Consider the following 25,392-nt stretch of genomic DNA (forward strand, 5'->3'; position numbering starts at 1 on the left):
GCCCGGAATCGCCTTCGAGTCCCACCTCGGGCACGGCATACCCCCTCGTCAGAGGGGGTATTTGCTTTAACGTGTGTACAAATTAGGTGGTCAGTTCCCTCTGACATTGACCGCGGGGTGTGCCTGGCGCCGCGGTTCGCCTGTTTTGTTGTGGGGGAGCGGGTTCAGGGTCGTGGCTGGTTGGCCCTCCGCGTGCTGTGAGCTGGGGTTATATGTTCCTCTCTTGGTTCGTTCGGTAGGTCGTGGTTGGCCTACACCTCTTCATGGGTAGGGGTACTGAGCGCGACATGACTTCGAGAGCCTGCGTCAAAGTTCTTCAGTTCTGGCTCATTGCCGGAGCGGAGAGCCTTAGCTGGGGACGGCTTTGTCAGGCCAAAGGGGGTGTGTACATTGTCCACACTTAAATCCGCTTTTTCGTAGCTGTTCGCAGCCATTTGCCTAGTCCTCCTTCGGCCCACATTCTGCTCATCGCATGCGCGTGCAATGACGACATGACGCCGGTCTTGAATTTCATTGCGTGCGCGGTTCCGTCGCTGAGCCGACCGAGGGCATTCAGGCCGGATTTATCCGTTTAGTCGATGCGGCACTACGAATGCAAGGGGGGCGGCGCGGGCTCTTAGTCGTTGGCAGGGGCTGTGGAGGTTTGCCGGATCACGCGCTTGACGGCCGAGCGTGCGGAAGCGGCCAGTCTGCCGATAAGTGCCCTGTCGTCAAGCTAAGGAAGAGGGGACCGTCAGGGGCGTTGATTTCTCAGACTCGCCTTGGAACTCGGCCGACAGGGAAACCCCGAGGACGAATGCGGCACCATCGAAGACGTTCGTTTCGACGACCGCGCCCAGGTTCGAGTCGGTGATAATGCGGACAAGCAGGATCACGAACACGACGGCGCTGAGGACCGCTACGATGTGGGAGAACTTATGGATGCAGCGGTAGCCGATGATCGCCAAGGTTGCCGACATGAGGGCAACGTCGAAGTACCCACGGGACACAGAGACCGGGAGCATTGACAGCACGCGGCGAGGTTCTTGATGAGGATTGCCGTCGAAAATGCACAAACCCACTAGTAGCAGGTTTGTCTTTTCGGCCGATTTGAACCGGGAGTTAGACTAGGAGCTGGCGGAGAAACAGAACCTGCTTTATCCAGTGGTGTTCCTGCCCTCCTTCATGGTTGTTGAACCTGTACACCTCCATCTCCTTCGTTGGGCCGGGACGGGACGCGTCAGAAGTGCCCGAGCCGTACGCGTTGAAGCTGGCGAAGACAGTAGAGGGCGGGCAGATGTCGTCACTTTGCGCTGCCGAGTAGAGCGCAGGCGCCGTAGCCCATCGTCCGAGGTTGACGCCGTCGAAATAGCGCAGGACGTCAAGTACTTGCTCATACCGGTCCCGATGACGGGCAAGGAAGGCGGCGATTTCCGGGTACGGGCCACGCGGGGCGATGTCGATAGCGCGCGGAAAATCCTGCAGGAACGGGACGTCGGGCAAAGCTGCCACGACGCCGTCGAGCCGACCGGCCACCAGCCCGGAGACAGCTACCACAATGCCGCCGCCCTGACTTCCGCCGGCGAGGACGACTCGTGCCGCATCCACCTCAGGGTGGGATTGTGCTGCCTCCACTGCCCGGAAGGCATCCGTGTACACCCGCCGGTAGTAGTAGTCTTCGCGGCTGCCGACGCCCCGGGTCATGAAGCCGGCATAACCCACGCCGCCAGCCGACGGATGGGGATCAGCAGTCTCACCCACAGCAAAACCGTAACCCTGGCCACGGGTGTCCATGATGAAATGCGCGTACCCCGCCTGCGCCCACCCTGTTTCCTGGTTCGCCAGTCCCCGCCCACCGGAGTAGCCGACGTAGTGGACCACCACAGGCAGCCTGGAACCTGAGTCCCTGGTGGCAGGGAGGTGCAGCCATCCCTTGATGGGTTCCCCACCGTACCCTGCGAAGGTCACGTCAAAGGTGTCGATCACAGAAAGGTAGTTCTCGACGGGCTCAAACCGGGCGTTCAGGGGGTAGGCTCTGGCATCCGCGATCGTGGCATCCCAGAATTCGCGAAGGTCTTCCGGCATCGTCACATCGGAGGTATAGCTGCGGAGCTGGGCCAACGGGAGGTCAAAAAGTGGCATCGCGTCCGATTCTGTTGTTTTCTGGAGGGGCTGGCTGGATCTGGCTTGGCATTTCCGTACCAGGAGCAGCTCCGAGGGCGGCTGCGGCGGAGAAGGCACCATCGATGGACCAGGAGTGGAGGACGGCGGCCACGTCCTGCCGCTTCTCGTCCCGGACAGCCTCTTCATAGGAACGTTCCAGTAGTGCGTCGATCTGCACCCGCCAGCCGGTGGCTGCGCTTTCGATGGCTGCTTCCACCATGGCCAGGCTGAGGATGTTCGCGTGAACCTGACCCATGGGCGGAGTTCCTGTTCGGAGCGCTGAAACGAACTCGTGCAAGGATCCGTGGACGTCCGGGCCCGGCTCCTCCACCACTCTCCGGCCCGGGTGAACGGGGGCATGCACCTGAACAGTATCCTCTACAGCAATGTCAGCAGCGGCGTCTGCGGGGGAGGATGGGGTCACGGTCGGGGGATTATCACCGTCCCACACGACAGTCCCGTTTTCGCCGCCGAGCCGCCAGGCTGCGTTCCAGGAGGTTTCCTGCCCGGGGCTGCACCAGCTTCCGTTGAACACGAACCGCTCGCCGCCGGACATTTCGAAGGACGCTACGGCTGCCGCGTCCCCTCGATACCAGCTCCAAGCAGGGTTGTATTCCTCGCAGAATACGGAGACGGGGTCCGCGTCCAGGAGGAAGCGCGCCATGTCGAACTGGTGGATGGCCATGTCCAGCAGTAGCGGGTGCTCCATCTGGTCGCGGTATCCGCCGAAATGCGGTGCCTTGAAGAAATCGGCGGACAGCGTGCCCAGCCGGCCGAGCCCGCCGGCGAGAGCCTTGCCGGCGAACAGGTCGCGGTTGTAGCGGCGGGACTGGCTGACCATGAACAACTGGCCGGTGAGCTCGGCGGCAGCGACCAGGCTCAGGCCCTGAGCCACGGTGGACGCAACCGGCTTTTCGCCCAGCACGGGAAGCCCGGCGAAGAGCGCCTCGGCGGATACGGGGTGGTGGGCGGCCGGAACCGTGACGTTGATGACCGCCTGGGCGCCGACGTCGGACGCCAGTTGCGCTGTTCCCCTCCCCACTGGAAGGTCAGGTTTGCCGATCGAGGCGGCGCTGGCACGCGCGGCGTCCAGGTTAAGGTCAACGATGCCGCTGAGCTCCACGAGCGGCGAGGCCTCCACCGCCCCCAGCCAGGTGTGGCCCATGGCTCCGGCGCCGACCAGCAGCACTTTTAGCGGACCCCGATCGTCCTCAATTGTCGCGAACGGGCGGCTCATGCCGTGGTTTCCTCGTAGATCGCGGTGGCGCCCTTGTAGTCGGCGCCCTTGTAGAACTCATCGGTGTCATATTGCAGCAGTTCCGGAAGTTCCCGGCGCGACCGGTCGGTGAATGCCCACTGGACGGCGTTGGAGATGACCCGGCGGATGTCCTTGTGGTGATACACCGGGAAGTCCTGATCGCCGGGGCTGAAGTAGAAGATCTTGCCGTGGCCGCGTCGGAAAGTGCAGCCGGAGCGGAAGACTTCGCCGCCGCTGAACGAACTGATGAAGACCAGTTCCTCCGGCCCAGGGATGTCGAAGAATTCGCCGTACATTTCCTGCTCATCAATGATGATGGGGTGCGGAACGCCCTTGGCGATGGGGTGGGTGGGGTCCACGGTCCACACCAGCTCGCGGTCCTGCTCGCTCCGCCAGCGCAGGGTGCACGTGGTGCCCATGAGCTTGGTGAAGATCTTGGACCAGTGGCCTGAGTGGAGCACGATCAGCCCCATTCCCGAGAGCACGTGGCGGTGCACCCGCTCCACGATCTCGTCATCGACATCGGCGTGGGACATGTGCCCCCACCAGGTCAGGACGTCCGTGGTGGCCAGGACCTCTTCGGTAAGGCCGTGCTCCGGCTCGTCCAGGGTGGCGGTGCGGACGACGACGGCGGCACCCAGGTTCTCCTCGATACCCTCCTTCACTGCGCCGTGAATGCCGCGGGGGTAGAGTTTTGCCACCTGCTCGTGTTCCTGCTCATGCCGGTTTTCGTTCCAAACTGTGACCCGGATCGGGGTGCTTTTACTCATTGAAGCTCCTTGTACTTCTGTCATCGCCGGACTCCACGGGAAAGTAGACGGTGTAGTCGCCTTCAGTTAGGTCGGAAAGGGGTACGAATTGTATGTCAGGGGTGCGGATGGTGCGGTACGTGCCTGCATTCCACCAGTGATGCGTCCTGGTCTCATCCGGCGCGAGAATAGTGGTGGCGTCCCCGCCATGTGCGCGTTCGACTGGCACGCGCCGTGAGGTCAATCCAGCGAGAACATAGGGTCCGTCTTCGAAGGACAGTACGCCAGGGTTCTCGGGAGCCGGGATGGCGCGAACCCGGGTCGGGAATTCGACGCGTAGGAGATCTCCCGCCGACCAGTCGCGATCGACGAGAACCCACCCTTCTTCCTCGACGTAAGCAAGCTCATTCCCGTTGCAATACACGCGAAGTGGGGCACGGACCCAATCTGGTATTCGTAGTCGCAAGGTGAATCGCGTCGTTTGGTCTGGACGCACCTTGATATCGAAGACCATTCGGTCGGGGCGTTCGGTCGGCAGATCCGGCTCCAGACGTTGGATAGCGTTTAGACCGTCCAGGGTTTCAGTTTGTCCGAACACCACACCGTCGAGAGGATCCTGCTGAATCCGAATGGCGACGCTTGTGTCGGCGACATCGTCCCAACGTGTGTCCGAGGGTATGTATTGGCTGATGCGGAGACCATCCTCGTCCCGCTGCACGGCAGCCGTCGCGTGGTGAGAGTGCGCTTGCAGGAGGGTGCCGTGGCAGCACCAGAAGTCGTTGGTGCGCGAACCCCATTGTTTCTCACTGCCAGGCGCGAGGGGAAGAAAGTAGGTCACCATGCCTGTCCTCTGATTTTGCTGCGCAAAAATTCCGTTTACGAGGTTCCGTTCCCAGTAGTCCGCATAGCTCTTTTCGCCCGTCCAGCTATACAAGGTTTGCGCCAAACGCATCATGTTGTAAACAGTGCAATGCTCCTGCACGCGGTGCAAACGCGAAAGTACAATTTTCGAAGGTTGCCAGACCTCTCCCGATGTAGACCCACCCGTACAGTAAGTGCCACGGGAAGTAACGGCCTGAAACCAAAACGCTTCGACGATGTCACGCCAGCGCCGGTCTCCCGTAACCTCCCACGCTCGGGCAGCGCCCAGTATTTCAGGGATTTGCGTATTGGCGTGCCTGTTGGTCAACACGTCCTCACCGCTGAGCAGACGATCGAAGAAGCGTGGGCGGTCGTAGCGGCTCATCAACACTGAGTATTTATTCTCGCCCGTTTCGCCGTAGAGATTCGCCCAAATCTCCAGCATCCCCCCGGTCTCCACATCCAGAACATCGTCAAGCTGCCCGCGGCTCAAATGATCCGTCCACTGCACGAACCAATCAGCGAAGTTCGTGAGCAGCTTCAGCGCTGCGGCGCTGCCTCCGATCGCGTACATGTCCCACAGCCCCATGAGGATCTTGTGAACCGTATATTGGGGTGCCCACACCTCCTGACCCTGCACAACCCGGTCCATATATCCGCGCGGAATCCCAGCCACCCACTGACCGCCATTCGCCTCCTGGCATCTGACCAGCTCTTTGACAATGTGGTTGGCTCGCGCTCGTACTTCCTCGTCGTGTGTTGACAGGTAGGCTGCGGCCGACAACCAGTGACCGAGGATATGTCCGCGAAGGTCACTCGTGGGCGATTCCCATCCCCAGTGCCAGTTTTCGGGGCCGTCGGCTGCAGTTTCTCCGACAGTTGTCCCTACAGAGCCGGAGTATCGCCACAACCCCGCCTCCATGCGATAGGGGCGAAGTAAGTTCTCAGCGGTGAGACTCATCAAATATTCGCGATTCACCTGTGCTCTGGACAGCGCGGGACCCTCAAGTAGTTCAGCATCACGAGGTCCTACGAAGCCAACGGAAATTCTCTGATTCACAAGATCTCCCGATCAGTTCAAAAAAGGACACTAAGGAAAGGTCGCCCGGCTAAGCCACTGAGGCGATTGTTTTGTTTAGTTGGAATAGTCGTCATTTGGAGCTGGGACCCGGTAGATCCCGTTGGTTTCGGCCACGCATCGGATCGTAAGCCTCTCAAAGGTCAGTTCATTGGGCTGGTGAAACACCAGAAAGCGGCTATTTCGTGTTGTGAGCAGCATTGCGTGTCCGCCATCAGATCCAACGAGGGGTTGCGATTCGTGCACCCAAGGTCCGGTGATGAGTCCGGTGGAGCTGCGGGCCACTCCGACTGAATAGCCTCCTTCGCCGCCGCTGGACCAGAGGAGTGCAAGCCCCGCGTCATCGTGGATCACGAAGGGACCATCAGTGATGAACGCGATGTCGTCGTAACCCGTTTCCTCATTGCGAAAGGGTCGTGTCCAGGGCGCCTCGGAGGCCGTGAACAGGAGAATCGGATCCCCTCTCGAGGTTCGCAAGTCGTCACTGAGACGCTGCGCATAAATTGCGCCATCCCCTGCCTGAAGCCATTCATGACAGAAGACCAGCCATGGCGCACCGGAGCGATCCTGGTACAGGGTGCCATCAAGACACATCCATCCACTCGGTGTGACAGGTCCGTCACTCCATGGTTGGAACAGCCCATCTGGGGCTGCTGCTGCCAGCACCTGGGTGCCGCGGCGGCCCGCGCGGTCGGCGAAGGTCGCAAACATCCACCATGTGCCGTTGTAGTAATGCACTTCTGGCGCCCAAAATTGGGTCTCGCCCCAGAATCCAGGACCCGGACGAAAGGCAGGGAAGGGTCCACTCCACTGCTCGAGGTCATCGCTCTCGTAACGGTCGAACCCGGCCCCCGGCCCGTGCCAGGGGCTCGGATCCGTCGTCCCGAAGAGCAGGTAGCGGTCCTCGTACTCCACGATGTACGGGTCTCGGATGCGCAATTCGGACCGTTCGATCGTGGCGTGGCGTGGGTTCGTTGTTTGGAGAGCGGTTGCCTGTTGTAAGTTGTTGTTCGCCATTGTCAGGACTTCACGGCACCCATCGTGAGTCCGCTTACGATTTGCCGTTGCAAGAAGGCAAACACGATGAGTAGGGGCGCGACGCCGAGCAACGCGGCGGGGAAGAGCAAACTCGGGTCCAGGGTGTAGCTGCCAACAAGGGAGTAGGCATTCACCATCACCGTTTTCAACGATGGATCCTGCACGAAGACCAGCGGAATGAGCAGGTCATTCCAGACACTGAGAGTCAGGAACGTGGCAAGGGTCGCAGTGACGGGTCGGAGGAGAGGGAACAGCACAACGAAGAACGTGCGCACCGGTCCCGATCCATCGATCGCGGCCGCTTCCTCCAGCTCGATCGGAATCTGTCGGAAGAACGACGTGTAGAAGAAGATCGCGACCGGAAGGTTGATGGCGGTGTAGGCGAGAATGATTCCCGCGTAGCTGTTCAGAAGGCCAACGTCTCGAAGCAAGAGGTATAGCGGTGCGATTAGTACAAAGATCGGGACCGTCGAGCCCGCAAGGAAGAGGCGGTACACCCACGTCGTCCACGAACGGGTGATACGTGCAAGCGGGTACGCGGCAAGCGCTCCGACGATGATGGTCAAGATCAACGCGCCCGCCAAGACAATGGTCGAACTGAGCACCCCCTGGGTGTAGTTCATCTTCGAATAGGCGTTCGTGATGTTATCGATCGTCAGGCTCGTCGGCCAGCCCAGCGGATCGTTGATCACGTCGGAAGGCGGGCGCAAGGATGTCACGACTGTGTAGGCGAACGGGACGAAGATCAGGATGACGGACATGGCCAGGATCACGTCGCCGACCAGCGATAGGGGCCCGCGCCGACGTCGTGCCCCGGCTCGACGTTCCGCTCGACGTTCCCCTCGGAATGCTGTCGGGGGTGTTGGAGCTGCGGTGATCGTTGTGTTCTCCATGTTAGATTCGCTCCTCGCGACGTCGAAGAAGGGATTGGGTGGCTCCGGCAAACAGCACGACGACAACCAGAAGCAGGACGGCAATGGTCGTGCCATAGGCGAAACTTCCCTGTCCTCCGAAGATCTTTTGGAAGATCAGCATGGTCAGGGTCGTGGTTGAACCGGCTGGCCCACCGTTCGTCATCACGAAGGGGAGTTCGAAAACTTTGAGCGACCCCAGAAGGGAAAGGGTGACGCTTACGGTCGTGGCCGGGGCGAGAAGCGGCCACTCGACCGAGACAAATCTGCGCCAGCCTGTCGCTCCATCCACGCTCGATGCGTCGAGGAGTTCGGCCGGGAGGTTCATGTACCCGGCTAAAAAGATGGCAGCTGAATAGCCCGAAAACATCCAAATGTTGACCAGCGCGATCGCCCAGAGTGCCGTTGACGGATCGCCGAGCCACACATGTGTGAGCGTGTTCAAACCCAGCGATTTAAGGAGGGAGTTGACAGCTCCGTCTGGTGCCAGAAGCGAGTTCCAGACGAACGCGGCCATCACGGCTGACATGAGAGTGGGAACGAGAATGATTGTGCTGCCCAGCTGGCGGACGCGCGGGCGCATGAACAGAGCCCTGGCCAGGACCAGACCGATCGCATTCTGTGCGATGACCACCACGACCGCATACGCCACCGTGACGCCCAGTGCTCGTATGACGTCGCCGTCCTTTGCCATGGCGGCGTAATTCGCCGCTCCGACGAAGTCGCCGGCATTGCCAATCTTGCTGTCCGTGACGCTCAACACGAGCCCCTGCACCAGCGGGTACACAATAATGGCGAAGTACAACGCCAGGGCGGGGGCCATGAAAGCGACGGCTACGAGCGGTCTGCGGTGGATCATCGAAATTCCTTCAATTGAACTGAACGGCAGGGGCCGAGCTGGATGCCACACGGCCCCTGCCGCCGTTGCCTACTTCTTGGGCTTGAGCTTCTCGTCGAGGTTCTTGACCGTCTGATCGATGCTCTGCTGACCAAGCCAGAGGGCCTGGATCTGCTCCTGCAATGTCTTCTCGCCCGCGGCATCCGCCCACGTGTTGGAAGGAAGGATGCGGTACCTTCCCTCGTTCACCGCCGCAACGAAGGCCTTTGTCGCGGCTCCGGACGGGTTCTCGCCGTTGGTGAACGGCGACACTGCATTCTCGGCCTCCAGATAAGGAGAGGCGTTCTTGCTCTCAGACCAGAACTCGACATACTTCTCTGCCGCCGACTTGACCTTCGACTTGGCATTGACGCTGAACATCGTCCCGACAAACAGGTTCGCGTTCGAATCGGCCTTGCTGGTCGCCGGCCACGGGATCAACGAGTCATCCAGCCCGGCCTTCGTGAACGCTGACTGGTTCCACGCGCCCTGCACATAGAATGCGCTCTTGCCCGCCTGGAAGTCAGAGATCCCAGTGCTCCACTCATCAACGCCAAGCTCGCTCTTGAAATCAACAAACCCCTTCGACTGCAGATCCATCAGTTGCTGCAGCGACGACTTCCACGTAGAGAAAGACGCCTTTCCTTGCACGAAGTCCGCGTCGAACGTCGGGTTGTCTTTGTACACGAGCGTGGCAGCAATGGCGTTGATCGCCGCGTCTCCCGTCCACCCGCCCTTGTTGGGCAAAGAAATTGGAGTGATGCCGGCGTCCTTCGCCTTCTGAAGGGCCGCCTCGAACTCGGGCCACGTCGCGGGCGTCGACGTGATTCCTGCCTTCTGCAGCAGGGCGTTGTTGGCGAACAGCGAAATGCCAATAACCTCCATCGGCATCGCATAGGTCTTACCCTCGTTCTCAACGAACGGCTTGATCTCCTTGCGCACCCCGCCCACCCAGGGCTGCGACGACAGATCCTCGAGGTATCCCGAGGATCCCCAGTCCTGAACCTTGGCCGAGTCGGTCATGATGACGTCGGCGGTGTTTCCGGCGAGAAGTTCGGACTGCACACGCTGGGGATATGCAGCTGACGGGATGAATTCGTACTTGAGCGAAATATCAGGATTCGCCTTCTCGAAGGCGGCGTTGATTTCTTTCACGTTCGCCGGCTCGGCGTCGCCGCCTTTCCAGCCATACACCTTCAGGACAGTCTTGTCGCCGGTTCCGCTTGCGCCAGTCGACGAGCAACCCGTCATCAGGAGCGCGGACAGGGCGAGAACAGCTCCCACGACCAGGCGTCCGCGACGGCCTCTAGTGCTGTCTGAAGGAGCAACATCCCTGCGAACAGGTCGGGTGCTGTGATTCATGGTGTCCTCTCCATTGAGAATTTGTAACGCTCCAAATGGGCGCATCTACAGAATGATCTCGCACCATGGATTTGTCAAGTCAGCGCTTTCGACTTCTCAGAGATGCCCGGGAGCGGTGTTCGAGGAATCCTCTGTGAATGTCCCGTAGCGGCGGGCGCCGTCTGGCGCGCGCCGCTACGGCACGCTCCACCGGGGAGCTTTCAAAAAGCGAACGCAGTGACGTCACGAAGGCGATATCGACCCGCTACGCCCGCTTCAATCTGGCAGCGAGAAGCAGGTTCCGGAGGAGTTTGTGTGCGAGGACCGGCTGCATCGGGACCATGGACGGAAGGCCGTGCGGATAGCACCGGAGGCTGAGGGCCGTGCACCCGCGGGCGCCGCAGCGTCCGCCCTTCGGGGAGCCGGTGATGGAGGCTCTGCGGTTCTGCTGGGCAGGGCAGGGGGCAGTCGCTGCGCAGGTGCCGGCGACAACTGATGTGGTTTCCCCGGGGTCAGCGGGCTAAGCGGTTGATTCGCGCGCGACGAGGTGGAACGGAACGCTGAGTTGTTCGGGGACCGAGTCCGGGTCGGTGAGTTGCTTGGCTAGCAGCCGGATCGCCTCACGCGCCATCCACTCTTTGTCGATGAACATCGTGGAAAGCGTCGGTGAAGCAAACCGGCCGTCTTCGATGTCGTCGATTCCGATCACCGCGACGTCCTCCGGGACCTTCAGGCCGCGTCGCCGAAGCGCCGACATCGCGCCCAGTGCGAGCAGGTCGTTCGCGCAGAAAACCCCGTCAAACTCGACGCCGGCGTCGACGAGCTCTTCGATTGAGCGGGCTCCGTCGTCGCGAGTCCAATCCCGAACGGCCGTGACGGGCCCGGCTTCGCGCAGACCGGCCTCCTCCAGCGCCAGGTGAAAACCGGCTTCACGCTCCGACACCACGAATGGGTCACCGAACGTCTTGTCCCCGATCATCACCAGTCGCGACCGGCCCTGATCCAACAGGTGCTTGGTGGCAGTGTGTGAAATCGCCACCGAGTCAATGCCGACGCGATCAACGGACGACAACTTCGATCGCTCACCCAACAGCACGAGCGGTGCCCGGCCACGCCTCAGTTCGATCTCTTCGTCCTCGATCACCGATGGGCTGAAGATGAGACCATCCGCGGAGCCCAGATTCCACGAGTCCGCAGCTTCTCGTTCACGCTCCAGGAGATTATCGGTCTGCTGAACGATCAGGCGCATCCCGGCATCGTCGGCTGCGGCAACCGCGGCCCGCGCCAACTCGGCGAAGTAGGGCTGCGCAAAATTGGGGATCGCAAGACTCACGAGACCCGTCCGCCCTGAGACGAGATTCTGGCCAATGGCCTGGGGGCGGTAGCCGAGTTTTTCGATGGCCGCGTTGACGCGCTGGCGCATCGATTCCCTAACATTCGGATGGTTTCGGATCACGTTCGAAACGCTGCTCTTCGAGACGTGCGCCTCGGCGGCGACGTCTTCCAGTGTTACTTGCCGGCCCATTCCCGTCCTTCGATAATTAACTCGCCGCGCCTGAAGATCCATCGGCCGGCGGCCGATTTGGAGCGTAACAAAGACAGTAGCGTACGAAAGACAGTAGCGCGATGTGGCTGTGTCGGCGATTTGCCGACACAGCCACAGATTGAGTTGGTGACTAGCCCACCTCTTTCAGCGCGAGGTCATCGCATGCCCCGGCCGCCGATCCCGCGTTCTTGTAGCAATAGACGGTTGCTTGCGTGCTGGCAGTGCCCGTGGTGAACACCACTGCCGCGGGAGCGTATGTCGCCCCGGCCACCGCGTGGAATGACTCGGCAGCGCCGAATGACTTGACGCCGAGAGCAATCTCCTCGCCCGCCACCGCATGCAGCCACCCCGTGAGAACGTACGTCGTGCCGGGCCGGAGCCCGTTGATCGTTTGCTGAACCCCACTGTTCGCCGGTCCCGTCGCGAGCCCGAACGACCCGCTGTGGGCGGCACCAGCGTTGAGGCTGACGGGGACTGACGACGACGGCGTCCAGGGTGATGGAGAGCCGGTCTCGAACCCTCCGTTAGACACCAGGCTTCCTGGGTTGGTGAGCTTGACGATGCTGAAGTCGTCACAGAAGCCCGGGCCGGTCCCGGCGTTCTTGTAGCAGTAGATCGTCGCGGTCGTGTTGGTGGATCCGGTCGTGAATGCCACCGTATTGAGCGCCCAGGCCGTGTCGGTCGATTTGCTGAAGGTCTCCGTTCCGCCGTAGTTCTTGACTCCTATCGCGAGCTGCTCGCCGACGACACCCACCTTGACCCATGCCGAGAGGAGGTACGTGGTCGAGGGAGTGAGCCCGCTGACAGTGTTTTCGGCTCCGCTGTTCGCATTGCCGGTCTGCAGGGCAGAGGGGCCGTTCGACCACGTACTTGTCGTCACTGACGATCCTGACCCACTCAGCGTCCAGGGCGTGAGGGCTCCCGAATCAAAGCTGCCATTTGGAACAAGATTCGTGCTGGCTGTCTCATAGGCACCGATACTGGGTACAGCCGCAACCGGGTTGCCGACGAAATCCCGGCCGCCGTTCGAGGCGATGGGGACGCCAGCGCCCAAGGCGGGCGAGGACTCGCGCGGCTGATAGGCCGCCGCGCCGCCCGATGCCTGCGTCGCGGATTGCAGCGGACCGACCAACTGTGGCGACAGATAGATGGTCCCCGTCGTCGGCTCATTGTTATTGCGCGGCCCATACAGCAGGTTGTTGGCGAAGACGGAACCCGTCGTCTGCAGGTAGCCCTTGGATCCGAAGTTCAGCACCAGGTTGTTTCGGAGCTTGTAGGAACCTGACTGCGTATTGCCGGTTCGCGTTCCGATCACCGATGTCGCCCGTCCGGATGAGATATAGATCGTGTTGTTGTAGATGTCCGGAAGGGGCGCGGCTGAGCCGCTCTGGTTGGGGATGGCCCCGGGAAAGTCAAACACGTTGTGAGCTCGGTTGAAGTTGCTGGTAATCGGGCAACCGGCCGTGTTCGTATCGTCTTCGCTCACGTTGTAGCGGACGACCGTTCCGTCGCTTGGGGGTTCGCTCCCGATCTGCTGCATCATCAAGAGAAAGCCACCGGAGTTATTGCGCGAGTAGTTGTACTGGATCGTCGTATTGTGGTTGCCCCAGTCGACGTCGAACGCCATGCCGTCCTGCTGGTTGATCGTGCACGCCACTGTGTTGTTCTGGATCGTCGTGTCGCTGCTGCCGGCCACCCAGATTGAAGCTGCGGCCGTATTGCAGATGTTCCCGGAGGGCGGGCAGCCGGTCGTCGCTTTGACCCCGCCGTATGCCGCATCATTCCCGTCAATCAGCGCTCCAGCGCCGTTGACGACCAGGATGTCGTCGCCGCCGGAGTACCGGATGTTGTTGTTCAGGATGCGAACGTTCGTCGTCTGGCCCGTACCACGAGCGTTGCCGTCTGGTGTGACAGCAATGGCGATGCGGTCGACGTGGTCGAAGGTGTTGTTGGCGATCGTGATGTCGTTCCAGGTGGAGACGGACGCCGTCTGGTCGGTCTGGACGCCGATTCCCGCGTTCGACGAGTACCAGCCGCCTGACCATCCGGAGATATTGCGAACCGTCATGTTGGTAATGGAAATGCCCGAGAGCGTCGTCCCCGACGAGTTCTCGACCAGCACTCCGCTCCTGAACGCGGGGGACGCCGCGGCGTTACGGACCTCGAGACCCGAGAGTTGCCACTGCTGGACGTTGAGGAGCTTGATCACCGCACCCACCACGCCGTTGCCATCGATGGTCGGGCTGGCACCAGATCCATAGCTTGTGATGACGGCGGGGCTGCCTGCCGCTCCCGACCCGGACGGTGTCAGCTGACCAACGCAGGTCGTTCCCGCCTTGAACAGGACTCGTTCGCCAGGGCCGAACTGCAGGGAGTTCACCGGTGCCAGCGAATTCCACGGACTCGCCTGAGTCCCCAGGCCATTCGTGCTGGCCGAGCAATCAACGAAGTGGTCTGATCCTGCAGCGTTTGCCACCCCGGCGTTGCTTTGTGCCGCCACCGTGAGGAGTACGGCGGCGAGGAGGGAAAGCATGGCTCGGGGACGTTTCGGACTTTTCAGCATGGGATTTCCATTCCATTCTCCTTTGAACAGTCATATCCTTGGAGCGCTCCAAGTTGAGGTACACTGTCCTGCAGAACGCCCAATGCTGTCAACCTTCCAACAGGTCGGCTTGGCCCAAAAACCTCGATTCGATGACGCTCGTGAGAAGGATCCACAATGACGTTGCCCTTGATCAACCCTGACGACCTCCCCGTTCCGGTCGATGTTTCTGATAACACCGCGGCGTTGGCGGGCGTGAAGCAGGTCATCGATGCCGGGCCCTACGACTCGACCTGGGAGTCGCTACAGAGGTACCGGGCACCGCTGTGGTATCGCGACGGCAAGTTTGGGATCTTCCTCCATTGGGGAGTGTTCTCCGTCCCTGCGTTTGAGGACGAGTGGTACTCCCGCTCCATGTACCTGCAGGGTACGAAGTCATTCGAGCATCACATCGCCACATACGGAGCGCAGCGCACATTCGGGTACAAGGACTTCATCCCAAGTTTCACCATGGACAAGTTCCAGCCCGACGACTGGACCGCGCTGTTCAAGGAGGCCGGGGCGCAGTTCGTGGTGCCGGTGGCCGAGCACCACGACGGTTTCGCCCTGTACGACACCGGCCGTTCGCGGTGGAGCGTGACGCAGATGGGCCCGCGCCAGGACGTGTTCCGGCAGCTCGGCGACGCAGTGGATCGTGCCTGGATGGTTCTCGGCGCGTCGAGTCATCGCGCAGAGCATTGGTTCTTCATGAACGGAGGTGCCCGGTTCGACTCCGACGTTCGCGATCCCGCTTACGCGGACTTCTATGGACCGGCCCAGCGTGAGGAGATCGCTCCGAATGAGCGCTTTCTCGAGGACTGGCTTCTGAGGTGTGTCGAGATCGTCGACAAATACCGGCCGCAGATCTTCTACTTCGATTGGTGGATCGAGTCGGCTGCGTTCGAGCCGTATCTGCGTCGCTTCGCTGCGTACTACTACAACCGCGCCGCCGAGTGGGGCCGTGAGGTCGTCATCAACTTCAAGTGGAATTCATTCGCGCCCGGGAGCGCTGTCTACGACATCGAACGCGGGACGATGGGCGGCATTCGCGACGACATTTGGCAGAATGACACGTCGGTGTCGCGAACATCGTGGAGCTGGGTCGAAGGACACGTGTACAAAGGCGCCGACGAGCTAATTGCCGAACTGGTTGACACCGTCTCAAAAAACGGCGTTCTCCTCCTGAACGTCGGACCGAAGCCCGACGGCACCATCCCGGAAAGGGAACGACAGCTCCTCAAAGCCATCGGGGAGTGGCTGACCCGAAACGGGGAAGCGATCTACGGCAGTCGACCGTGGATCATTCCCGGGGAAGGTCCAACGGTGGTCACGGCCGGCTCGTTCGTCGACACTTCCTCGCCTGATTACACCGGCGCCGATGTTCGTTTCACGACTCGGAACGATGTCACCGGCGACTACGTTTATGCGACATTGCTTGCACATCCGCAGGATGGAAAGGCCAGAATCCGATCGTTTGGAAGCGGCGCCGGGCTCCTTACCCGAGGAATCCGGGAGGTTCGAGTCCTCGGTTCTGCCGACGACGTTGCTTGGCAGCGTTCCGCTGAGTCGCTTGATGTGACGTTGCCGCCCCAATCGTCGACGGCGGCGGGTCCGGTCGTGCGGCTCTATCTCGAAGACGAGGCTCGCCCACCCCGTCAAGACTTCTTGCACGGATGAGGAGGATATCCGTGCTGGGAGACTGCAGGACAGTTAGGGCAGGCGGGGGAGCGCGGCCTTCGATGGGCACCTAAGCGTCGGGGTGCAAGCTGTCGTCCGGGGCTGTCGTTCGCCAGGACGTGAAGAGCACGGTGAGGTTAGGGCGCGAAGGGGCGCAGCAGTAGGGCCCTGCGGTGACGACAGCTTCCGGGTCAAGAGGCGCTACCCTTACCAGCTGCCATAGGTCGTCATCAACTCGGGCCCGGACGGTCAGGGCGTTGCCGGACCTACTGGCCCGGACAGTGACGTACCGGCCATCCCAGCCGGGAACCGGGGACAAAGACCAATCAGATACACCACGCGTCACCACCGCTCCGAGGCTTCCCTCGCCGTCGCTCCACTCGATGCCCGTCTTGATCCATGTCGTGTCATCGACACGGACGAAGATCCCGGCCTGGTCGAACTGGGCCGAGAAATCGAGATGGAAAGACACCTCCATGGCAGTGTCCTGCCCGAAAGGGGCGAGGAGGGCGTGTTCGGTGTCGTGAATGAATCCGTACGAAGTGACGCGCCAGGCGTCACTCTTCTCGACGGCGGTCACCAGCATGCCGTCTTCGGCAAACTCCACGTTCGCAGGTTCGGTCGTCCAAGTTCCCTCGGTCCAAGCAATTTCAGTCATTGTGTCAATTCCTTTTCGCCGCAGTCGGCGTCGGCGTGGCTGTCTTGCTGGCAGGCTTGGACACGGCGTCGCTCGACGTGCCGCTGCCTCCGCAAGCCGTCAAAGCGATGACGATCAGTGCCGAGCCCCAAATCCATGCAGAGCGTTCTCATTCATAGATTTCCCCAGGAAAGTCGAGTGGTACGACGGCAACGGCAGATGAGATAACACTACTGCCTGCCAGAGCGAGGAACGGTACTCGGCAGCCTGACGCGCATGCACGGGTATTCATGACCCGGGAATTGCCGGCACAACCGGCCTAGTCAAAGCCGCAATCAAACGCTGCCCAGACAAATTTGGCGAAACTTCAAATACGATCAAGAACCTGTAGGTTTTCCTATACGATATGAGATAGCATGATTTACATCACAGCAACGTGGATCGAATGAGCCGCGTCCCCACAAGGAAGGACTTGAGATGGCCATCAGCGACAAGACCGAGAACGACACGCAGGAAGCCCAGGCAACCAAGGCCACTGAGCACCCCGGACGCCGCGGGCTCATTGCCGGCGCAGCCGCTGGTGCTGCCGTATTTGGCCTGACCCGCCTCATTCCGGGCGCCGACGGCGGTGCGAGCTCTGGGGGTGCCGGCGCGCCGGACAAAGAACCTTTGGTGGACAAGTGGCGTCGTACAAAGGAAGCCAACCTGGGCTGGGAGTTCTCCACCCCCTTGATGCAGTTCCGCAACTCCGCAGGGGAGCCGGACGGGTTCAGCGTTGAAATGATCAAGATGATGATGGCGGACCTGGACAAGGACATTAAGATCAACTTCACCGAGATGCCCTTCGCTCAGCTGGTCCCTGCGCTGGTGTCGGGCAAAGTCGAAATGCTCGAACCGGTGACGAACCTGCCGACTCGGGCAAACGAGGGCATGTTCGCGGATATCCCGGCGAACTATGCAGCCATCTACGCTCTTCGTAGGCCTGGCAGCACTCTTGAAAAGGACGCCCAACTGAACGATCCAGCCGTGAAGATCGCTGTGATCCAGGGATCCTCGCAGGCCATTATCGGCGCCCAACGATACCCCAGGGCAACGTTCGTTGCTTTGGCCGATGCAACTGTGGCTATCGCAGAGGTTGCTTCGGGCCGTGCGGACATCACGTTGGCATCGATCTTCAATGTCATGAACGGGCTCCGCAACAACCCGGGCCTGACGGTGTTGCCCGGCGATCCGCTGTACGTAGACGTCAACACCTTCCTTCTGCCCCAGGGCGACTTCAAGTCGCAGGTCTGGGTTTCAAACTGGCTTCGCCACCACGCTGGCCGTGGCACGATCGCGACACTGTGGAACAAATGGGTCGGAGATGCGCTCCGGACCGAATTCAAGCTCCCGGTCGTCACCGTCGGACCCGGCGGCGCCCTCATTGAGGTCTAACCGGGATAGCCTCCCCACAGCCACTTAGGAAATAATGCCTGATATGAATTGGGGCGAAGTCCTCAGCCGGTATGATCTCTTCCTTGCCGGGGCAGCAGTGGACATTTACATTGCCCTTGCAAGCTTTGTGCTAACAGTCGTCGTCGGCCTCTGCTTAGCCTCGATGTCCCGCGGAAACGGTTTTTTCAGAACGATTTCCTACATCCTCGTCCAGTTCGTGCGCGGGGCCCCGTTGTACGTTCTCCTTCTCTGGGTCTATTTCGGCGTATCGCAGGTCATCGGCTTCAACATCCCGCCGGTGGCTGCCGTGATCGTCGCGCTAGGCATTGCAACGTCCGGAGTCACGGCCGAGGTCTTTCGATCCTCATTCCTTGCCCTCGACAAGGGACAGGCGTTGGCGGCCAAATCCTTCGGAATGACACGCTGGCAGGCTTACAGTTCCGTGCTGTTTCCCCAAGCAATCCGGATTGCCTTACCCCAGCTGGGGAACGTCTTCGTCATGCAACTCAAAGGGGCCACCTACGCTGCCGTCATCGGAGTCGCTGAAGCCGTTTTCGTAGCCCAGGACATGTCGACAAGCCTGTTCCTGCCGTTCGAGGCCTACGCAGGATTGGCAATAATCCTGATCCTGATGGCCTTCGCGGCGTCCTTTGCCTTCAACCTCGCCGAAAGGGGGCTACGGATCAAATGAGCGACTGGTTCGAAAAGCTTTGGGCCACGTGGGGTCCTGTTCTGGGTTCCACCGGTGCGATCTCCGAGGGCATCTACGTGACACTCGCGGTGACCTTCGCATCCTTCGGCCTTGCCTGCATCGGTGGGCTCATCCTGACCCTGATGCGTCTGAGCGGCCTCAAGTGGCTGGAAAAGACCGCATTTGCATTGACGCAGATCTTCCGGTCGCTCTCGGCTTTTGTTTACATCCTCTTTATCTACTTCGCACTCCCTGCCGTCACCGGCATTCCGATCCCACCCATCGTGGCTGGAATTATCGGTCTTACCATTCTCAACAGCGCCTATATCGCAGAGATCCTGCGCTCGGCCTTGTCCAGCGTTGGAAGCGGCCAGCGGGAAGCGGCGGCCGTTTTGGGCATGTCGGCCACCCGCACCTACACCGACATCATCCTGCCGCAAGGCATCCGGGTGGCCATCCCTTCGTTGGTCAGTCAGTGGACGATCATCCTCAAGGATTCGTCGATCATCGGTGTTATTGGCGTTGCCGACATCATGTACAGGGCAAGCCACACAGCTGCCAAGACCTTCCAATACTTCGAGTACTACACCCTTGTGGGACTCATGTATGTGGTGGTCGTTTTCATCATGACTATCTTCAGTTCATGGGTCGAGCGAAAGCTGCGGATTCCGTGATCTGGTCCCCCACTCATGCTCCCCGGCGGCCTTCCACGGCCGTCGGGCAACAGATCTTCAAGCCAGCACCCCTTATACGCCAGGCATATGGTGCACATCAAACCGGAAGGCTCCCATGCGTTTTCAATCAAAGGTAGTCCTCATCACTGGAGCTGCCGGCGGCTTGGGGGAGGCCTGCACCCGACGCTTTGCAGCTGAAGGCGCCTCGCTGGTCCTGATCGATCTGGACCAGGACAAAGTCGAGACTCTGGCGGCCAAGTGCCGTGCCGGGTTCGGGACGGAGGTCGTGACTGTGGCCGGCGACGTCTCGGAAGAAGAGGTCGTGAACCGGGTGGTGGCGACCGGCCTGGAGGCGTTCGGGAGCATCGATGTGCTGTTCAATAACGCCGGAATCAATCCAACTGGCAACGTCGTGAACACCCCGCTGGACGTTTGGGATCTGACCATGAAAGTCAATGTCCGCTCAGCGTTCATGATGACTTCACGCGTCATCCCGTCGATGATCGAAGCCGGAGGCGGCGTCATCGTCAACACAGCCTCCATCGCCGCGTTCAAGGCCTCCACCAACGAAGCCGCGTACAGCGTCTCCAAGGCAGCGTTGCTCCAGCTGACCAAAGTGACGGCCCGAGACTTCGCCGATGCCAACATCAGGGCCAACGCAGTTTGCCCAGGAATTCTGGAAAATTTCATGGCAGACCGCAAGGTCATTTCCTCCGACGAAATGATGGAAAAGCGGCGGGCCAGAGTGCGGGAAATTGTTCCCTTTAAGAGGGAGGGGCGCTATGAGGAGATCGCTAACCTCGTTGCTTTCCTTGCCTGCGATGATTCGTCGTATGTCACCGGCGCTGCCTTCACGGCTGATGGCGGCCTCACAGTATGAAAGGGCCACAAGCCATGAACGATCCGCTAGTCGAAAACGGCGAAGAACTCATGACGCACGAGGATATAGCCGTTGGAGACATTGAAGATCTCCCTGACGCGGACCCCCAGCGCGACGAAACTGAACAGCGCGTACCGATTCTTGCACTTCGCAAAGTGTCCAAGACCTACAACGCCGGCACCGCCAAAGAGGTCAATGTACTCAAAGGCATTAATCTGGACGTCTACGCCGGCGAAGTAGTGGTCCTTGTCGGCCCCAGCGGCTGCGGCAAGAGCACACTGCTGCGGTCCATGAACCTCATTGCGCCCCCAGACACGGGATCCATCACCTTCAAGGGCAAGACCTGGACCAACAGTGAGATCGACTTCTTCGATTTCAGGGGTCGCCGGGCAGAAATGCAGGCGATGGCACAGTGGCGGATGTCCATGGGTATGGTTTTCCAGAGTTTCAATCTCTTTCCCCACAAGACAGTGCTTGAGAACGCCATGATAGGTCCGCTCAGGGCTAAGAACATTGATCGTGTCGAAGCTGAGAAACTTGCCCTTGCCGGGCTGCGCAAAGTCGGCATGGAACAGAAGAGAGACTTCTTCCCCAGTTCCCTCTCCGGAGGTCAGAAGCAACGCGTTGCCATTGCCCGTGCGCTTGCTATGCAGCCTGACGTCATGCTCTTTGACGAAGCAACCTCCGCTCTGGACCCTGAGTTGCGGGTCGACATACTTGAGGAAATGAAGCAGCTCGCATCCGAGGGAATGACCATGGTGGTCGTCACCCACGAACTTGCCTTCGCGCGGGAGGTCGGCAGCCGCGTCATTTTCATGGAAAGCGGTCAAATTGCCGAGGATGGGCCAGCCAAAGAAACCATCGACAACCCCACGCACCCACGGTTCATCGAGTTCCTCCGTGCACTTCACCACTGACACGCCGGCCGGCTTCGCCCCAAGTCGAGCCCACAGCAGTTACGCAAGCAAAGGACGCATCACATGATCACTGTTCAGGGCGTCTCCAAATCCTACGGGGCTGTGGAGGTTCTCAAAGATTGTTCCCTGCAGGTGGAGAAGGGGGAAGTCGTCATTATTTGCGGCCCATCCGGCTCCGGCAAGAGCACTTTCATCAAGACCCTCAACGGACTCGAACCGATCAACGCGGGACGAATTGACATCGCCGGGTTCAAGCTGGAGCCGGGCAAAAAGGTGCCACGCAAACTCCACTTCAATGTCGGCATGGTCTTTCAACACTTCGAACTCTTCCCGCATCTCACGGCCCTGCAGAATGTTGCATTGCCCCAGGTCAAGGTTCTTCGCCGAAGCAAGGCCAAAGCCATGGAACGGTCGAAACAACTACTGGCCCGTGTCGGGTTGGAAGCGCACGGGGACAAATACCCGCAAAACCTCTCTGGTGGGCAACAACAGCGGGTGGCCATCGCGCGCACCCTGGCCATGGACCCTGAGATCATGCTCTTCGACGAGCCGACATCCGCGCTGGACCCGGAAATGGTCAACGAAGTGCTCTCAGTCATGACTGGTCTGGCAAAGGAGGGCATGACAATGCTGTGTGTCACCCACGAAATGGGCTTCGCCAAAAGGGCCGCGGACCGGGTGGTTTTCATGGACCAGGGCAGGATCCTTGAAGACCTGCCCGTTGAAGAGTTTTTTCAGAACTCCACAACGCAACGTGCCAGGGATTTCCTCTCGAAGATTCTGGTGCTGTAGGGCCGACGGGTCCTTTGGGCATGAGGTCCACGACTCGGCTGAGTCCACCAGCGTACGGTTCACATCAAATCCTGGGACCCCGCCGTCCAGAAAATCTTCCCAAAAGCAATTTCACTATTAAAGGATCTCCTATAGGATTTCCAATAGCATCATTCGCGTCGCAGTAGGTGCCGCAGAGAACAATCCGTTTGCCCTAAGCAGCCCGGGAGGGAAGAACCACCGCCGATGAAACCCGCAACAAGCACCGACAGCAGACAATCCAGCGAAGCAACAAAAGTGGGGCAACACAGGCGATGAGCAGATTCTTTTGCGACGTGGCCGTGGTCGGTTCGGGCGGCGCTGCGCTCGTTGCCGCATGCGCCGCGGCCGACCACGGTTTGTCCGTCGCCGTCCTGGAGTCGACGAGTCTGCTTGGCGGGACAACAGCGCTCTCTGGTGGTCAGATGTGGATTCCAGGGTCTCCGGCCATGACTCGTGCCGGCGTCGAAGACTCCGCTGACGATGCCCTGCAGTACTTGCGGCGCACCACCCTCCGAACCACCTCGGAGGCATCCCTGCAGTCTTTCGTTGCCAACGCGCCACGCTTCATTGACTACCTTGAGAACGAACTGGACATGCCGGTGGTCAGTACTGACCGTCCGGACTACCACCCAGACTGGACGGGCGCCGCCTCCGGTCGTTCCCTCGAGCCGTTGCCGGTCTCCACGGAGGAACTTGGCCCCTGGCGTGATCGCACCCGGACATCGCCGATAAGGGGACCCATTACCGGCCCTGAAGGACGTACCGGGGTCCAGGAGTCTGTCCTTCGTGAGCGCTCCGCTGCCGACGTGCGTACACAAGGTTCCGGGCTTGTTGCGGGTCTGGTGAAGGCGGCCCTGCGGCGCGGCGTCGATCTGCAGATTAATGCGCGGGTCACGGCCATCACAAGGGCATCCGAACAGTTTGTTCTGGACACTGCCAAGGGCAAGATCAGTGCAGGAACCGTAGTATTGGCCGCCGGCGGTTTCGCCAGGAATGCGACCCTTCGCTCCGCCTTCCTGCCCCGTGTTGACATCGTCCCCACCGCGGCACCTGGATCCTTGGGGGATGGTCTGAAGCTGGGCACCTCCCTTGGCGGGTCTCTGAGGGGGATGAGCGAAGCGTGGTGGACCGCTGCGATATCCATCGGCGGCGAGTCCATAGACAATGCGCCCCTGCATCGCAACGTCGTCCGGGAACTCGCCTACCCGGGATCCATCCTCGTCAACGCGTCAGGGGAGAGGTTCGTCAATGAAGCAAGTTCTTACAACGACCTCGGCAAAGCGTTCTTTGCGTTTGATCCAGCCAGCCACCGGTTCCCTAACCAACCTGCTTGGCTGATCTTCGACGCCGACTTCCGCAGCACCCGAACGGTTGCCGGAGTGGCCCCCACGGCGAGCCTTCCAAACGAATTTATCCAGGAAGAGGACCTTGAGTCCCTGGCCGACCGCGCCGGTATCGACGCAACGTCGTTGATTCAAACCGTCACCCAAACCAACCAGATGGCTGCAACCGGCACTGATATCCAGTTCGGCCGGGGGAACAGCCCCCACGACCGGTTCAACGGCGACGAAACACACAAGCCCAACCCCTGCCTGGGTCCTATCGCGCAGCCGCCATTCTTCGCTGTCCCAGTCGTCCTTGGTGCCAACGGAACCAAAGGCGGCCTTGCTACGGACCACCTCTCACGAGTCCTGGATCACGACGGCGTACCGGTCGAAGGACTCTTCGCCGTCGGTGAGAGCGCAGCGGCATTAATGGGCCCCGGATACGCAGGATCAGGAGCTTCCCTTGGCCCGGCCCTCACAGCGGCCTTCACACTGGCAGAACACCTGGGCCGACCCCGAACCGCCTCCCAGGCAAGTGACCACACACACGCAACAGCCCCGCAGGTCACACGCTCCTGACCCCGGGTTGCACCACAGAAAGGAGGCCACACGTGGCCACCCAAACCAACAACCTACCCCGACCCAAACCGCGGATCGTTCTCGCCGCATGCTTCGGTCACGCCGTTGAATGGTTCGAATTCGGCGTTTACGGATACCTGGCGACGGTGCTGGGCAAACTGTTCTTCCCCAGCGCAGATCCGGCAACCTCGATCCTGTCGGCATTGGCGGTATTTGGCGTAGCCTTCCTGGCCCGCCCCGTCGGTGCTGTGATCTTTGGCAATCTCGGAGACAAACTCGGCCGCCGGGCCATCCTTTCCACCACGATCTTGCTTATGGGCGCCGCCACAACAGCCATCGGCCTGCTGCCCACCTACGAGGTCATTGGCGTCCTCGCGCCCATTCTGCTGATCTCCCTTCGCCTTCTTCAAGGACTCTCCGCCGGAGGTGAGACATCCGGTGCAGCAGCGTTCCTTGCCGAATCAGCTCCCGAAGGCCGGCGTGCGCTGTGGACTTCCAGCATCCAGGCAGTGGGAATCGTTGCGTTTGTCTGTGCGGCGTCCCTTGTAGCGGCCCTGACGGCCGTCCTTGGTGAAGAGGCATTGATCGCCTGGGGTTGGCGGATTCCCTTCCTGCTGTCGCTCCCGCTTGCCGGCATCGGACTCTATCTCCGATTCAAAGTCGAAGAAACCCCTGCGTTCCAGGCAGCCGTGGCCAAGGAGGAGTCCGAACACCGGCCCGTGCCGATCAGGCAGCTGCTCGGTCACCACAAAAAAGCCCTGCTGCTCCTGATCTGTATCGTCATGGTCGAAGCTGTCGCCTCCTACGTGGCCAAGACGTATGCCTCCACTTACCTCATCTCAACGATCGGTCTGAGTTCCAGCGCGGCTCTGCTGTCCACATCGGTGACTTTGTTGCTGGCGGCGGCGTTGATTCCCTTCTACGCCATGCTCAGCGACAGGATCGGTCGTAAGCCACTCCTCATCGGCGGCACCTTTGGACTTATGGTTCTGGCCGTCCCGGCCTTTTTGCTCATCGGATCCGGCAGCCTCGTCGGGGCCATCGTCGGACAGATCATGGCCATCGTCCCGGGAACAGCCATTTCCGTAGCCGTGGTCGTGGCCCAAACCGAGCTCTTCCCGACCGAGGTCCGGTACTCCGGAGCGTCCCTGGGCTACAACGTCGCCTACGCCCTGTTCGGCGGCACCGCCCCATATGTCGCGGCGTTCCTTGTAGCTTCCACAGGACTGAAACTCATGCCGGCGTTCTACCTGATCGTGATCGGGGCTATCGGGATGATCGCGATCTTGAAGCTGCCGGAGACCTATAAGAGGAACCTCACCGACGCATCTGTGAGCCCCGCGCGCGTTCCCGTGCTTTCAAAGTGATCCCTCGAAGGAAGCG

General features: G+C 60.6%; 21 protein-coding genes. 9 read left to right on the forward strand and 12 right to left on the reverse strand.

The window, feature by feature from the left end; all coding sequences use genetic code 11:
* Positions 1 to 710: 710 nt before the first annotated feature.
* From AC1DD7_RS18110 to AC1DD7_RS18160, 11 genes are all read right to left on the reverse strand, one after another.
* Positions 711 to 1,013 (reverse strand): hypothetical protein, encoded by a 303-nt coding sequence (locus tag AC1DD7_RS18110; protein WP_441437372.1) that lies wholly within the window; start codon positions 1,011 to 1,013, stop codon positions 711 to 713.
* Between the two features lie 88 nt (positions 1,014 to 1,101).
* Positions 1,102 to 2,121, reverse strand: coding sequence for an acetylxylan esterase (locus AC1DD7_RS18115; RefSeq protein WP_441437371.1), 1,020 nt, complete (start codon positions 2,119 to 2,121; stop codon positions 1,102 to 1,104).
* Complete coding sequence (locus AC1DD7_RS18120) at positions 2,108 to 3,379, reverse strand: Gfo/Idh/MocA family protein (RefSeq protein ID WP_441437370.1); 1,272 nt, start codon at positions 3,377 to 3,379, stop codon at positions 2,108 to 2,110. Before AC1DD7_RS18120 ends, AC1DD7_RS18115 begins: the two co-directional genes overlap by 14 nt.
* On the reverse strand, positions 3,376 to 4,170 hold the full coding sequence (locus AC1DD7_RS18125) for a ThuA domain-containing protein (protein ID WP_441437369.1): 795 nt from the start codon (positions 4,168 to 4,170) through the stop codon (positions 3,376 to 3,378). The genes AC1DD7_RS18120 and AC1DD7_RS18125 overlap by 4 nt, the downstream gene beginning before the upstream one ends.
* Positions 4,163 to 6,070 (reverse strand): beta-L-arabinofuranosidase domain-containing protein, encoded by a 1,908-nt coding sequence (locus AC1DD7_RS18130; protein WP_441437368.1) that lies wholly within the window; start codon positions 6,068 to 6,070, stop codon positions 4,163 to 4,165. The genes AC1DD7_RS18125 and AC1DD7_RS18130 overlap by 8 nt, the downstream gene beginning before the upstream one ends.
* Before the next feature lie 75 nt (positions 6,071 to 6,145).
* Positions 6,146 to 7,105 carry a glycoside hydrolase family 43 protein gene (locus AC1DD7_RS18135; RefSeq protein ID WP_441437367.1) on the reverse strand — a complete coding sequence of 320 codons (960 nt, stop codon included), beginning with the start codon at positions 7,103 to 7,105 and terminating at the stop codon, positions 6,146 to 6,148.
* Positions 7,106 to 7,107: 2 nt separating this feature from the next.
* A complete protein-coding gene (locus AC1DD7_RS18140; protein WP_441437366.1) occupies positions 7,108 to 8,019 on the reverse strand; it encodes a carbohydrate ABC transporter permease in 912 nt (303 codons plus the stop codon).
* Between the two features lies 1 nt (position 8,020).
* Positions 8,021 to 8,896 carry a carbohydrate ABC transporter permease gene (locus AC1DD7_RS18145; RefSeq protein WP_441437365.1) on the reverse strand — a complete coding sequence of 292 codons (876 nt, stop codon included), beginning with the start codon at positions 8,894 to 8,896 and terminating at the stop codon, positions 8,021 to 8,023.
* A gap of 69 nt (positions 8,897 to 8,965) precedes the next feature.
* Positions 8,966 to 10,198, reverse strand: coding sequence for an ABC transporter substrate-binding protein (locus tag AC1DD7_RS18150; protein ID WP_477516068.1), 1,233 nt, complete (start codon positions 10,196 to 10,198; stop codon positions 8,966 to 8,968).
* Positions 10,199 to 10,775: 577 nt separating this feature from the next.
* Entirely contained in the window at positions 10,776 to 11,780 is a 1,005-nt protein-coding gene (locus tag AC1DD7_RS18155; RefSeq protein WP_441437363.1) for a LacI family DNA-binding transcriptional regulator, read from the reverse strand.
* 151 nt (positions 11,781 to 11,931) lie between these two features.
* Positions 11,932 to 14,364 carry a carbohydrate binding domain-containing protein gene (locus tag AC1DD7_RS18160; RefSeq protein WP_441437362.1) on the reverse strand — a complete coding sequence of 811 codons (2,433 nt, stop codon included), beginning with the start codon at positions 14,362 to 14,364 and terminating at the stop codon, positions 11,932 to 11,934.
* Between the two features lie 156 nt (positions 14,365 to 14,520).
* On the opposite strand from AC1DD7_RS18160, the gene AC1DD7_RS18165 reads away from it, so the two are divergent.
* On the forward strand, positions 14,521 to 16,059 hold the full coding sequence (locus AC1DD7_RS18165; protein WP_441437361.1) for an alpha-L-fucosidase: 1,539 nt from the start codon (positions 14,521 to 14,523) through the stop codon (positions 16,057 to 16,059).
* A 70-nt stretch (positions 16,060 to 16,129) separates the two neighbouring features.
* Here the strand turns inward: AC1DD7_RS18165 and AC1DD7_RS18170 are convergent, their stop codons facing one another.
* Entirely contained in the window at positions 16,130 to 16,717 is a 588-nt protein-coding gene (locus AC1DD7_RS18170) for a DUF1349 domain-containing protein (protein WP_441437360.1), read from the reverse strand.
* 456 nt (positions 16,718 to 17,173) lie between these two features.
* On the opposite strand from AC1DD7_RS18170, the gene AC1DD7_RS18175 reads away from it, so the two are divergent.
* From AC1DD7_RS18175 to AC1DD7_RS18210, 8 genes are all read left to right on the forward strand, one after another.
* Positions 17,174 to 18,130, forward strand: a complete 957-nt coding sequence (locus tag AC1DD7_RS18175; RefSeq protein WP_441437359.1) for a transporter substrate-binding domain-containing protein — start codon at positions 17,174 to 17,176, stop codon at positions 18,128 to 18,130.
* Between the two features lie 34 nt (positions 18,131 to 18,164).
* On the forward strand, positions 18,165 to 18,821 hold the full coding sequence (locus tag AC1DD7_RS18180) for an amino acid ABC transporter permease (protein WP_441437358.1): 657 nt from the start codon (positions 18,165 to 18,167) through the stop codon (positions 18,819 to 18,821).
* Entirely contained in the window at positions 18,818 to 19,495 is a 678-nt protein-coding gene (locus AC1DD7_RS18185) for an amino acid ABC transporter permease (protein WP_441437357.1), read from the forward strand. The genes AC1DD7_RS18180 and AC1DD7_RS18185 overlap by 4 nt, the downstream gene beginning before the upstream one ends.
* Before the next feature lie 115 nt (positions 19,496 to 19,610).
* Positions 19,611 to 20,375: an SDR family NAD(P)-dependent oxidoreductase gene (locus AC1DD7_RS18190; protein WP_441437356.1), complete on the forward strand. Its 765-nt coding sequence runs from the start codon at positions 19,611 to 19,613 to the stop codon at positions 20,373 to 20,375.
* Between the two features lie 14 nt (positions 20,376 to 20,389).
* Positions 20,390 to 21,292, forward strand: a complete 903-nt coding sequence (locus AC1DD7_RS18195) for an amino acid ABC transporter ATP-binding protein (RefSeq protein ID WP_441437355.1) — start codon at positions 20,390 to 20,392, stop codon at positions 21,290 to 21,292.
* Positions 21,293 to 21,355: 63 nt separating this feature from the next.
* Positions 21,356 to 22,084: an amino acid ABC transporter ATP-binding protein gene (locus tag AC1DD7_RS18200; protein WP_441437354.1), complete on the forward strand. Its 729-nt coding sequence runs from the start codon at positions 21,356 to 21,358 to the stop codon at positions 22,082 to 22,084.
* A gap of 293 nt (positions 22,085 to 22,377) precedes the next feature.
* The gene (locus AC1DD7_RS18205; protein WP_476900895.1) at positions 22,378 to 24,009 is read left to right on the forward strand and encodes an FAD-dependent oxidoreductase; all 1,632 of its coding nucleotides are present in this window, start codon (positions 22,378 to 22,380) and stop codon (positions 24,007 to 24,009) included.
* 32 nt (positions 24,010 to 24,041) lie between these two features.
* On the forward strand, positions 24,042 to 25,376 hold the full coding sequence (locus tag AC1DD7_RS18210) for an MFS transporter (protein ID WP_441437352.1): 1,335 nt from the start codon (positions 24,042 to 24,044) through the stop codon (positions 25,374 to 25,376).
* The last annotated feature ends 16 nt before the right edge of the window (positions 25,377 to 25,392 follow it).

The organism is Paenarthrobacter sp. 10L412 (assembly GCF_056395565.1).

What these genes read in the sequence shown, in the direction of transcription:
- AC1DD7_RS18115 (WP_441437371.1), bottom strand. Translation starts at nt 2,121, where the DNA reads ATGCCACTTTTTGACCTCCCGTTGGCCCAGCTCCGCAGCTATACCTCC.
- AC1DD7_RS18120 (WP_441437370.1), bottom strand. Translation starts at nt 3,379, where the DNA reads ATGAGCCGCCCGTTCGCGACAATTGAGGACGATCGGGGTCCGCTAAAA.
- AC1DD7_RS18125 (WP_441437369.1), bottom strand. Translation starts at nt 4,170, where the DNA reads ATGAGTAAAAGCACCCCGATCCGGGTCACAGTTTGGAACGAAAACCGG.
- AC1DD7_RS18135 (WP_441437367.1), bottom strand. Translation starts at nt 7,105, where the DNA reads ATGGCGAACAACAACTTACAACAGGCAACCGCTCTCCAAACAACGAAC.
- AC1DD7_RS18140 (WP_441437366.1), bottom strand. Translation starts at nt 8,019, where the DNA reads ATGGAGAACACAACGATCACCGCAGCTCCAACACCCCCGACAGCATTC.
- AC1DD7_RS18145 (WP_441437365.1), bottom strand. Translation starts at nt 8,896, where the DNA reads ATGATCCACCGCAGACCGCTCGTAGCCGTCGCTTTCATGGCCCCCGCC.
- AC1DD7_RS18155 (WP_441437363.1), bottom strand. Translation starts at nt 11,780, where the DNA reads ATGGGCCGGCAAGTAACACTGGAAGACGTCGCCGCCGAGGCGCACGTC.
- AC1DD7_RS18160 (WP_441437362.1), bottom strand. Translation starts at nt 14,364, where the DNA reads ATGCTGAAAAGTCCGAAACGTCCCCGAGCCATGCTTTCCCTCCTCGCC.
- AC1DD7_RS18165 (WP_441437361.1), top strand. Translation starts at nt 14,521, where the DNA reads ATGACGTTGCCCTTGATCAACCCTGACGACCTCCCCGTTCCGGTCGAT.
- AC1DD7_RS18170 (WP_441437360.1), bottom strand. Translation starts at nt 16,717, where the DNA reads ATGACTGAAATTGCTTGGACCGAGGGAACTTGGACGACCGAACCTGCG.
- AC1DD7_RS18175 (WP_441437359.1), top strand. Translation starts at nt 17,174, where the DNA reads ATGGCCATCAGCGACAAGACCGAGAACGACACGCAGGAAGCCCAGGCA.
- AC1DD7_RS18180 (WP_441437358.1), top strand. Translation starts at nt 18,165, where the DNA reads ATGCCTGATATGAATTGGGGCGAAGTCCTCAGCCGGTATGATCTCTTC.
- AC1DD7_RS18185 (WP_441437357.1), top strand. Translation starts at nt 18,818, where the DNA reads ATGAGCGACTGGTTCGAAAAGCTTTGGGCCACGTGGGGTCCTGTTCTG.
- AC1DD7_RS18190 (WP_441437356.1), top strand. Translation starts at nt 19,611, where the DNA reads ATGCGTTTTCAATCAAAGGTAGTCCTCATCACTGGAGCTGCCGGCGGC.
- AC1DD7_RS18195 (WP_441437355.1), top strand. Translation starts at nt 20,390, where the DNA reads ATGAACGATCCGCTAGTCGAAAACGGCGAAGAACTCATGACGCACGAG.
- AC1DD7_RS18200 (WP_441437354.1), top strand. Translation starts at nt 21,356, where the DNA reads ATGATCACTGTTCAGGGCGTCTCCAAATCCTACGGGGCTGTGGAGGTT.
- AC1DD7_RS18205 (WP_476900895.1), top strand. Translation starts at nt 22,378, where the DNA reads ATGAGCAGATTCTTTTGCGACGTGGCCGTGGTCGGTTCGGGCGGCGCT.